The sequence below is a fragment of the Microcoleus sp. B13-B6 genome (assembly GCF_036705405.1).
Lineage (GTDB): Bacteria > Cyanobacteriota > Cyanobacteriia > Cyanobacteriales > Microcoleaceae > Microcoleus.
Genome location: NZ_JAUBUJ010000168.1, coordinates 1 through 10,379 on the forward strand (window position 1 = coordinate 1; position 10,379 = coordinate 10,379).

The window sequence follows — 10,379 nt, forward strand, 5'->3', positions numbered from 1 at the left end:
ACTGAGGGATAACCGCTCCCATGCTCCCGATGAAGTAAGAAGCAAATGTCGAGACTTGTCTAGTATTTGTGTAGCAGAGTAGGACACGGCGCCATGCCCATAGGTGTCAACTTAGCGTTAAACCCGCACTCCGGCAGTCCGGCAGGGGTTGAAACCCCTGCCTCAAAGCCGAAGTCCTCTGAAGAGGACTGAAAAACTCATTAGTCCTCTTCAGAGGACTTCAGCTATTAGACAGGGACTTCAGTCCCTGGCGGACTGCCGGGTGGGAGGACTGGCGGACTGATAGATTAAGTTGACACGACGAAAGGCAGTGCCGTTTTCCTACATAATGATTATTTTGGGGTAGGGAAACGGCGAAAGCCTTTGTCCTCCGTTGCCTTACTGCCAAACAAACACTTTGGCTTCGTATTCCGGCAAGTCAATCATAATATTGTCATCGCCCGATTCAATATCATAATTCCCCGTCCATTCGTGCCAATTTCCGTTTGCAGGGAAGTGGGGAACGCTGTAACCTGCCAGATAATTTTCCGACCAATTCACCACTACTACAACTCTCGAACCTTCATCGTTCCAGCGAGTGTAAGCAAAAACTTTCGATTCGGGGTCTTCGTGGAAAAAGTCGATGTTTTCTGTGTAAAGTGCTTGGTTATTTTTACGCAGGTGAATCAAGCCTTTGTAGTATTCCCACAAACTTTTATTGAGGTCATTTCCTAGCAGCGTCCAGTCAATTTTAGCTTGCTCAATTGTTTTGGCTTTGTATTCGCCAAATTCTTCGCCCATCCAAATCAGCGGCACGCCAACTGCTGTCATTAACACCACCGTTCCCAACTTCGCTCGCTTGAATGCTGCTTCATCCAAAATCCCGCACGAACCCAATTCGGCAAAAAGGCGATCGTGGTCGTGATTGGTCAAATAATTCACTACATTCGTAGCACCCAAGTAACCTTGCCGCTTGCAGTCAATCACATCTTTAAGGCGTTCTAAATCAAAAAAGTCGCCGCACAGTTGTGGAACGATGCAGTGATAGAAACTGTCGTGCCAGCAGCCGTCCATCGGCCCGTCTACATTCGTGATGCTGGGATCGTCGGGAATGTATTCGGCAACGGTATAAAACGGTTTGGGGCCGGCGGCATTTTTGGCTTCTTGAACTACCCAGTGCATGAAATCGTAGTTAGCAATTTGTCGCGCCGCGTCGAAACGAATGCCGTCGAGATGATATTCTTGAATCCAGAAGCGGACTGTATCGCCAGCAAATTGGCGCGCCGGGAAAGTTCCTAAGTTTTCGTCGTAGAATTCGTAGTTAAATTCCGGGCCCCAATTGTTGTCAGGATCGCGGGGTTCGTGGTGGTACCAATAATCGTGATCGATTTGAGTGAGGGGGCTCGATGCTTCCGAGTGGTTGTAAATCCCGTCCATGATGACGCGAATACCGCGCCCGTGACACTCGTCTATCAGGTTTTTGAGTTCTTCTGTGGTTCCGTAGCTGGACTCGGAAGCGAAGAAGTAGCGGGGGTTGTAGCCCCAACTGTAGTCGCCTGGGTATTCTTTGATGGGCATGAGTTCGATCGCGTTGATGCCGAGTTCGACTAGGTAATCGAGTTTTTCGACGACGTGCTTGTACTGGCCGCGGGCGAAGGGATCATCTTCGCCACCGGAAAAGTCGGCAATGTGCATTTCATAAATCACTAATTCCCGATCGGCTGGCAGCGGTTTGTCGTCGTGTTTCCAGACGTAGGTATCGATAATGCGATCGCCGTCTTTGATCCGAACAATGCCGTTTTGAGTGGGATTGTCGATGTCAGTCGCGTAGGGATCGACCACATCTACCCACTGATCTGGTTCCACAAACCAGCTTTTCGACTGAACGCGGAATTTGTATTGATAAACGCCATCCTCCAACTCAACTCGCGTGCGGAAATAACCTTCTTCGTCCTTTTCCATCGGAATATCTTCCCAATTAGAAAAAGAGCCAATCAAGGCAGCTCCTTTGTTGTAGGGAGCAAATAACTTGAATTCAATTGGAGCGGCCATAATACCTCTTTCTAAAATATTTCAGTAGCAGTAGATACTTTTAATTTCGCAAATTTAAGCGAACTCAGCATCACTCTACGGATATAATTTCTTTAAGGCTTAACTATTCCTAAAAGTATCGTCATCTGGCCTGTGCCTGCGCCTTTTATGAAGTGAAATCGCGCAATATCGGCAGTGCGATCGAAGTTTATTTAACTGGGGATCGCTCAACAATAAGTATTGGTACTACGATAGTTTTTTAGCATCTATCTTAAGGTAGATTCCTTTTTTTAAATATTTAAAAAAATATCTGTACTGGGATAGATGCGGGTTTAAACTTTATCACTTTTTTAACAACCAACAATTGCTCGGCTAGTGCACACTGCCTGCCCTAATTTTTTGGTAACAATTAGTCAGTCGGTGTACACTGCACACCATAAATCAGTGGCAGTAAGGTGCGCCCAGCGCACCCTACTTTTAACTTGATTTGGCCTGATGATAAGGCTTCATCCAACCAAGCCAGAACGCAGGGCGAGAACGGCTGCCTGAGTGCGGTCATCAGCGCACAACTTGTTCAAAATATTGCGGACGTGAGTCTTGACTGTACCGACAGTAATGTACAGCTTTTCGGCGATTGCAGCATTGCTGTAACCCTGCACGATCAGTTCCAAAACCTCTAATTCCCGCTCGGTTAAAGGGTAAGTCTCAATGATGTGACTAAACTCAGGTTCGGCCGCCTTAATTGTGACTCTTTTGCCCTCAGCCTTCGGTTCTTCCGGCGCAGGTTCCTGAGTGCGAGCTTGTTTCAGGACGATACGGGCGATCGCTGGATCGATCCAAGAGTTACCTTCGTGAGTTACTTTTACTACATCTAATAACTGATCGAAGCTAATATCTTTCATGCAGTAAGAATCAGCTCCGGCGGCAAAAGCTGCCAGAACTTCTTCTTCATTGTCCTGAAAAGTCAGAATCAAAATTTTGGTATCGGGATCGGACTCCGCTACCGATTTTTTGAACTTTTGTGTAAGTTCAATGCCATCAAAATCCGGCAAGCCAATGTCTACAATTGCCACGTCAGGTTTTGAAGACTGAAGCAGTTTCAATCCCTCTGTAGCGTTAGCTGCATCGCCGACAACTTCTATCGTGTCACGCTGTTGTAAAGCAGTGCGGATGCCGACTCTTGTCAGGTCATGGTCTTCTACCAAAGCAACGCGAATTTTACTCATCTTTCTTCCAATAGCCCGCTAAATTTTTAAAATATCGTCAACTGACTCAGCTAAACTGAGAAAATTTGAGAATGTGTCCTGATTTAGGGTTTTACAGGTCGCACATCATTTTAAAGCATACTCATGCAGCCGCCAAGAATGCAAGTTAATTTTTAAGTTATTTTGCCGCGATGCCTGCACGAGCCCGATCGGGACAGGTAAGCTCTCAATGTTTCAATAGTTTAACTGAATTATCTCATTGTCCGCCCGTTGATAGAGGTAAGGATACCACTACCCAGATAAATTTAAAGTATAAAAAATTTTGATGCACTTGGGCCCTCAAAATCAATAAAGCTAGCAGCACGAGTCTTTAATCGGTGTTAGGGCTCTAGTCCAACGCTTATTTATATAACCTGTTATGACTCAGTATCACGGCAATAAGTCTTTTCCCTCGGAGTTTTCCGACTCGGAAATCTTACACAAAGTATCTGAAATAACATCCCCCCAACCGCAAGTTGGCGACTGCCAAACTCAGGACGATCGCCTGTGCTCGGCAATTCCTCAGATAGTTTGGAAAACAAATGCTGACGGCCGGGCGACTTATTTCAGTCAGCGCTGGGAGGAGTACACCGGGGTACCAGCAGCAGCAGCTTTAGGTTTCGGCTATCTGGCGCGCGTCCACCCAGAAGACCGCCCTCGTCTGTTGGCGAGATCGCACACTTCTAAGTTCCCGCCGCCAAGCTACGAAATTCTATTTCGTCTGCAGACGCGAGAAGGCACATACCGCTGGAACGTGGCCAGAGGATGGCCCGCTAATCTAGACAGTCAGGAAGTTTTGGAGTGGGTGGGAACCTACATAGATATGGAACCGATCGAACAAACTCAAGCCGAGCCCCAAGCAGAACCAGAGTTTTGGCGCCATCAAGCGTGCTCGAAAGCTAATTTCAAAGATGAAAAATTGTGCGAAGCCCGGACGGTAATAGAGGCGGGGCGGGATTTACAGGTGATAGAGCAGTTTACAAATATATTGAGCCAGCGCGCGGGTAATTGGGGTGAATTGTTGCAAGCCATCGCGGACGCGACTGTGGAGGCGATCGCCGGAGCGGAATTTTGCCTAGTTGCTCTTCTGGAGTCCGATTGCAGCGGCCTCAAACTCAGCGCTGTCGGGGGCACGGAAAACTTTGGTGGGGGCAAAACCCCGCACGTGCAAAACAAGCTGCTGTGGAAAGCATTTGCGACGGGAGAGTCTGTACTGTGGCGGTCGGAGTGCGGCAAAGGCTTGTTGCCGGCGGCGGCTTGTGCAGCGGCGATCGAGTGGGGGCAAAGCGGGCGTTTGGGTGTGTTGGCCATCGGCAACGGGAAGGACAGCACGGCGATGGACAGGCATACTCAGAAACTGCTGGCGGTGATGGGAAAACAAGCGGCGATCGCGATTAACAACGCGCTGGCGATCGAAAAATTAAAAAAGCAGGAACAGCTTTTAGACTTGCAAAACGAGCTGCTAATTCGTCAGCAGGAAGAACTGGAAAATCAGGGGCGACGCATTCACCAGCAAAAATTGGAACTGCTAGAAGCAGCCAAGTTAAAATCGCAATTTTTGGGCATTATGTCCCACGAATTGCGAACTCCCATGAATTCGATTATCGGCTTTTCCCAATTGCTGCTGCGCCAGCACAAACAACTGCTGACCGCCCAGCAAACCGAAATGGTGGGACGCATTTTACATAACGGCAAAAATCTGCTACTGCTAATTAACGATATCCTCGACCTCTCCAAAATCGAGAGTGGCCGCACAGAATTAAAAATTGAAAAATTTCATTTAGCGCATTTAGTAATGGATGTGGCCTTGGAATTCGGAAATCAAGCCACCGATAAGAATGTGGCCATGTCCGTCAGCGTGTGCTTGCAGGATCAGTTTATAGTTAATGACAAGTTGCGCCTGCGGCAAATTTTGACCAATGTCGTTTCCAACGCGGTTAAATTCACACATGAGGGCAGCATTTACATTGAGGTGCGGGAATTAAATCGCGATCGGCTAATTATCACCGTTCGGGATACAGGAATCGGCATCTGTGAAACCGATCTTCCCCACATTTTCGACAAATTCCATCAAGCCGACCAAACCACAACTCGCAAATATCCAGGCACCGGTTTAGGACTAGCGATTACTGCCTCTTTAGTCAAAATGATGAAGGGCACAATTAGGGTCGAAAGTCAGCCCAAAAAAGGTTCGACATTTCGGATAGAATTCCCGCGAAAAATTTATCCGAAAAAACTCATTTGCTGACTGAAAACTTTTTTATATTTCAATACGGTGCAGTTAATCCCGATCCCCCCTAGCCAAGGGCGGGCACTCTTGGCACCGCCCCTACGAATGGGGGGACAAGAACTTATTCAAAGTCAACCCCTACTCCCCTTCTTAAGGGGGATGCGAGGGGGAACTCCGAGGAATAAACAGTTTTAACCCAAGCGTATTGTTTTATATTTATTAGAATGGCCGGTTTTCACGGCTCATACAAAAACTTTCGTCCCTCTCTATAGCAATCCTAAATGATTTGTGTAATTCTTGTAGGGGCAAAACCCACGCCCGGTTGCCCCGCCTTGGCAGGGGTAGGCACTCTTAGCACTACCCCTACATATTTTTACAACTGATGCGAGGATTGCTAAGTAGGTGTGCAGAATTAATTACACAATATTTCTACTGAAACCCTTGCCTAGCAAGGAGTCTTTATGTAATTAATTTTGTGTGGTTACTTATAAGACACGAAAGAATAAATAAGACTAAGAGCAAAAAAAGGTTTTACCGAAAAATTGGGTCTAAAGCCCCGTCCTTTTAGGACGGCTTTTCCTCTTTAAGCTTATCAATCCAGTCCTCTACAAGTTGGGTCATTGTTTTTTCTTTCTGTTTGGCAATTCTCCGCAACTTCTCTAGCCGACTCACGGCAATGCGAATACTTAATCTTTCTCTGACCATTTGGCTACCCAATTGCTACCTATTATGTTATCATAGTTAGCATGAAAACATTGAAGTTCAAGCTATATCAAAGCAAGCGGAATAAACACCTCAAGCGAAGTATCAATGCTGCGGGGGTGATTTATAACCATTGCATTGCACTCCATAAACGGTACTACCGGATGTGGGGAAAGCATTTGAATTGTGCAAAACTTCAATCGCATATTGCCAAACACAGAAAGCGTAAAGCGTTCTGGCAAACGGTCGGCTCTCAAGCGGTGCAGGATATCTGCCAACGAATCTCGATCGCCTACCAACTTTTTTTTAAGCATCACAAGAAAGGAGTTAGACCTCCCGGATTCAAGAAAGTTCGCAGATACAAATCGTTCACTCTCAAGCAAGCTGGCTACAAATTATTAGGCGGCAATCGAATTAAGATTGGGAATCGCGTTTATCAGTATTGGAATTCCAGAGAGATAGAGGGGACGGTCAAGACGTTAACCATTAAACGCACGACATTAGGAGAGCTATTTATGGTTGTGGTCGTTGACAGCGTTGAAGGATCTGAAACCAAAGTCGAGACGAGTAGAATCGCTGGCTTTGATTTCGGCTTAAAAACGTTTCTCACCTGCTCAGATGGAACGAAAATCGAATCACCGCAATTCCTGAAACAGTCCCTTAACGCTATTAAGAAAGCAAATCGTCAGCATTCCCAAAAACGGAAAGGCTCAGCGAACCGAGAAAGAGCAAGACTTAATCTAGTTCGCAAACATGAAGCCGTAGTGAATCGTCGCTCTGATTGGTTCTGGAAATTGGCTCACGAACTAACTGATAAGTTCGACGTGCTGTGCTTTGAGACGTTGAATCTAAAAGGAATGCAACGACTTTGGGGACGTAAAATCTCAGACCTGGCATTCGGCGAATTTCTCCAAATTCTCGAATGGGTTGCCAACAAGAAAGGAAAACAAGTAGTTTTCATTGATCGTTGGTATCCATCTAGTAAGACTTGTTCCCATTGTGGACACGTTCTGAAAGAGTTGGATCTGTCAGTTCGTGAATGGCGCTGTCCGTCCTGTCAAAAGGTGAATGATAGAGACGAGAATGCAGCTAAAAATATTTGTGCGGTTGGGGCATCAACCGTTAAGTTAGGTGATGTTAGACAGGCTATGCCTGCAATTGCTGTTTGAGCTTAGAATCCCCTCGCCTGAAGGCCCGGGAGTATGTCAACTACTAATTATAGCGGTAGGGTGCGCCTCGGCGCACCCTACATATAGAGGTTTTGGGTAATTCCTTTATTCTTGAGTCCCTCTCTGCTAGGAGGAGAGTTTGTGTAGGATAGGTTGCAACAGCAGACTATTATCTAAAGACTAGAAGTTTTCCCTACTTCCGCCTGAGTAGCAATTGGTTTAACATCGGTGTAGCCCATAGTATTAGCTACGTCGCGCAGCACTGTAATTTGTTGTTCAAACTCAAGACCTTCAATTTGACCCAACACCCCATTGACAGCCTCAGTTGCCTCATATCCTTCGGGGATATCGACAATTGTTTCCCCCATACCAATAGCCCAAGCATACCAAACCACCAACTGATTGTTAGCAGTTAAAGCTCCGTAAGCGTGAGAATACGGCGTGTCGTCGCCGTTGACAATACCTCGCATTATATTCAGTTGTTGGTCATGGGAAAGCTTGTAAAAATCATCCAGCAGCATGGGAGCTAATTGTGGGTCGGCAGCGGCGGGAGCTGCTGGTGTAACTGAATCTCCCATTTTTTCATAAACAAAGTAGAGCAGCGCCAGCTTTTCATCTGTACCCAACCCGTTGATTGTCTGAACGATGTTTTGAGTGTCGTTGGAGAGAGAGTGAGGATTGGTCGCGGCGGGTGAGTTCATAAATCAAATTCCTTAAAATGCTTCCAGAATATATAAGTATCAAGATTTGTAAGTGCAAGTCACCATCCCCTAGAGGTAATACGATTTGAGATTTGAGATTTGAGATTTGAGATTAAACAATCGAGAATGGCTTAGTATGTATGGGTTTGGAGGTTGCCTCAAGCTGCATTATTTTAAGAAACTCGTGTAATGTTAAGACACCACCCTAGGATAAATCATCCTTAAGATAGAAGCCAACGATACATCTGCGGGTAGATGAAAAAGCCTGGGATATAAGTAATAATTGATACAGTGAATTGTTAAATAAAACTAGCAAGGAGTCGGCTATGTCTGAAATCAATACAGAAGTCAATAACATTGAAAACTTTGACGCTCAGCAGATCACTGAAAGCGCGGAAGCTGGAGAACAAAAGTTGCCGACCGTTAATGTATCAGCAGACTACGAAGCTTCAAAAGAATTCAGCGTTAGTGACATCGATCGCACGGGTGCCGGCGCCGAAGCTGCCGCCGCTGCAACTGCACCTAAATTTGATATTCCCGCTCCTACAGAGATCCCACTGCCTGCCGATTCAAGCGGCAATCCCGATGCTTTTCGTTCGATGGCTCACGACATTACGCCTGCAGGTACACCGGGCGAAGTTACCGACGATTTGATCCAGAAAGCGATCGATCTTGGTACTCCCGGCAGTTAATTTAAAAATTCTCCATCCTCGATGCAAAACCTCTGTATTGTAGGGTGCTTATGGCGCGCCTTACCCCTCTAATTCGCGCGTCAAACCACTTTTTGCATAAGTCCTGAGTTCTCAATTGAATGCACGATAAGCTGCAATACAGTAGGGACACAACAATGTTGTGTCCTTAAAGGCTGCAATAAGGTAGGGACACAACAATGTTGTGTCCTTAAAGCGTTAATTTTAACTCTCCCTAATCGCTTAAATTTAAGTCGATCGCCCGACAGATTTTACCGACAGTGCGATCGCTCATAATTTCAATTACCAAATCCACCCGATCGCCCTCCACCATCGACTTAATAAATAACTCAGGATGCAGCGCTTTCCAGAAATATTCGACAAACCGATTAATTTCGGCTTCTGACATTCCCGACTTCCCCGCAGCCATCATTTCCCGTTCCGCCTGATTGCGCCACACTTGAGAAATGCGATAATCTTGGGGATACAAAACCATCAATCGATCTAATCGGTTCCACAGCGGCAGATAGTCGTGCAGCTTTGCATTCATATCGCGGGCAAACTGACAGTCGCCCTCTGTGGAAATCGGAAACGGTGCAGCCGCCAAAAACTCGTTCAATTTGGCATCAACCACCGGATTGACGCCGACAAACCAACCTTCAAAAAGTACAATATCCGCACCGGAAATAATTTCGGGTTGACTTCTATCTCCTGCACCTCCGTAGGCAGATTTGTCAAACCGGGGAATTTCTATATTTTTAATTATATCCGGTTTTATGGCATCAGATTGGGGATTGTCAACTGCTGCTAATTCGCGAGTTTGAGAACCGCGCAACTTGTCTAAAACTGCGATTCCCAAGTCAATATCGTGAGTGCCGGGGGGGCCGCGCCAAATTAAACGCGGGTCTGCTTTTTGGAGTTGTTGGCGATCGGCATAAGTCTTATAAATATCGTCTAAAGAAAGGCTGACAGTAGAATATCCCAATTTTCCCAGAATCAGCCTCAAAACTTGGCATAAAGTAGTTTTTCCCGTTCCTTGCCCTCCTAAAATTCCTTGAATTAAAGGACGGTTTAAACTTTGTTTGGCAGTCGATAATTGCATTGCCAGTGGCAGCCAAAGATTCCACAAAGTTTCGAGGAAAACAGTTGACTTTAGGGGGAAAGTATGCAGTTCGTCAAGAAGAGAAAAGAATAAATCGGTTTTGCAGCGGACAACATCGGCTGCATTATCGGGAGTAATGCCAAAAGCGCGCGATCGCACATCATCCGCAAGTTCCCAACTTGCCAGGTGATCGAAGTCGGAAGCGATCGCGCTAACGCCGCCTTGCCACCGATGTAAAATTTCAACAGGGGTTACAGTCGATCGATTCATCAGCTCAAAACTCTCGCTAGCGGGGGCTGGTTTTGTACAAATACTATCCGCAACTGACAAATATTTCATCTTAAACCCGCGCCGATTCAAAAAGTTTTTAACTACCAGCCGGGAAGTCCCTCGGTATATTTAGAGGGGATTAATCTGAGCGCTGCGCGAACTACCCCGTTGGGAATTACCGCAGGGATGAAAGGCTCGTCGGGTGTAGGTACCCAAAGCGACAATTAGACATTGCGAGTACCTTTAACTTTGATGTACTTCC

The 10,379-nt window shown here is 46.2% G+C and carries 8 protein-coding genes; 3 read left to right on the forward strand and 5 right to left on the reverse strand.

Going from position 1 to position 10,379, the window contains the following annotated elements; translation table 11 throughout:
• Positions 1–378: 378 nt before the first annotated feature.
• Together QUB35_RS37065 and QUB35_RS37070 are read right to left on the reverse strand one after the other, a co-directional pair.
• Complete coding sequence (locus tag QUB35_RS37065; protein WP_333147783.1) at positions 379–2,031, reverse strand: alpha-amylase family glycosyl hydrolase; 1,653 nt, start codon at positions 2,029–2,031, stop codon at positions 379–381.
• A 485-nt stretch (positions 2,032–2,516) separates the two neighbouring features.
• On the reverse strand, positions 2,517–3,236 hold the full coding sequence (locus QUB35_RS37070) for a response regulator transcription factor (RefSeq protein ID WP_333057024.1): 720 nt from the start codon (positions 3,234–3,236) through the stop codon (positions 2,517–2,519).
• Positions 3,237–3,633: 397 nt separating this feature from the next.
• Here QUB35_RS37070 and QUB35_RS37075 point away from each other — a divergent pair, with 397 nt between their 5' ends.
• Positions 3,634–5,502 carry a PAS domain-containing sensor histidine kinase gene (locus QUB35_RS37075; protein WP_333147786.1) on the forward strand — a complete coding sequence of 623 codons (1,869 nt, stop codon included), beginning with the start codon at positions 3,634–3,636 and terminating at the stop codon, positions 5,500–5,502.
• A 546-nt stretch (positions 5,503–6,048) separates the two neighbouring features.
• Here QUB35_RS37075 and QUB35_RS37080 read toward each other — a convergent pair.
• Positions 6,049–6,201: a hypothetical protein gene (locus tag QUB35_RS37080; RefSeq protein WP_333147788.1), complete on the reverse strand. Its 153-nt coding sequence runs from the start codon at positions 6,199–6,201 to the stop codon at positions 6,049–6,051.
• Between the two features lie 29 nt (positions 6,202–6,230).
• Here QUB35_RS37080 and QUB35_RS37085 point away from each other — a divergent pair, with 29 nt between their 5' ends.
• On the forward strand, positions 6,231–7,355 hold the full coding sequence (locus tag QUB35_RS37085) for an RNA-guided endonuclease TnpB family protein (RefSeq protein WP_333147790.1): 1,125 nt from the start codon (positions 6,231–6,233) through the stop codon (positions 7,353–7,355).
• 173 nt (positions 7,356–7,528) lie between these two features.
• Here the strand turns inward: QUB35_RS37085 and QUB35_RS37090 are convergent, their stop codons facing one another.
• Entirely contained in the window at positions 7,529–8,056 is a 528-nt protein-coding gene (locus QUB35_RS37090) for an orange carotenoid protein N-terminal domain-containing protein (RefSeq protein WP_333147791.1), read from the reverse strand.
• Positions 8,057–8,382: 326 nt separating this feature from the next.
• On the opposite strand from QUB35_RS37090, the gene QUB35_RS37095 reads away from it, so the two are divergent.
• A complete protein-coding gene (locus tag QUB35_RS37095) occupies positions 8,383–8,748 on the forward strand; it encodes a hypothetical protein (RefSeq protein WP_333147793.1) in 366 nt (121 codons plus the stop codon).
• A 232-nt stretch (positions 8,749–8,980) separates the two neighbouring features.
• Here the strand turns inward: QUB35_RS37095 and QUB35_RS37100 are convergent, their stop codons facing one another.
• The gene (locus QUB35_RS37100) at positions 8,981–10,117 is read right to left on the reverse strand and encodes a glycerate kinase (protein WP_333147795.1); all 1,137 of its coding nucleotides are present in this window, start codon (positions 10,115–10,117) and stop codon (positions 8,981–8,983) included.
• Positions 10,118–10,379: the final 262 nt, after the last annotated feature.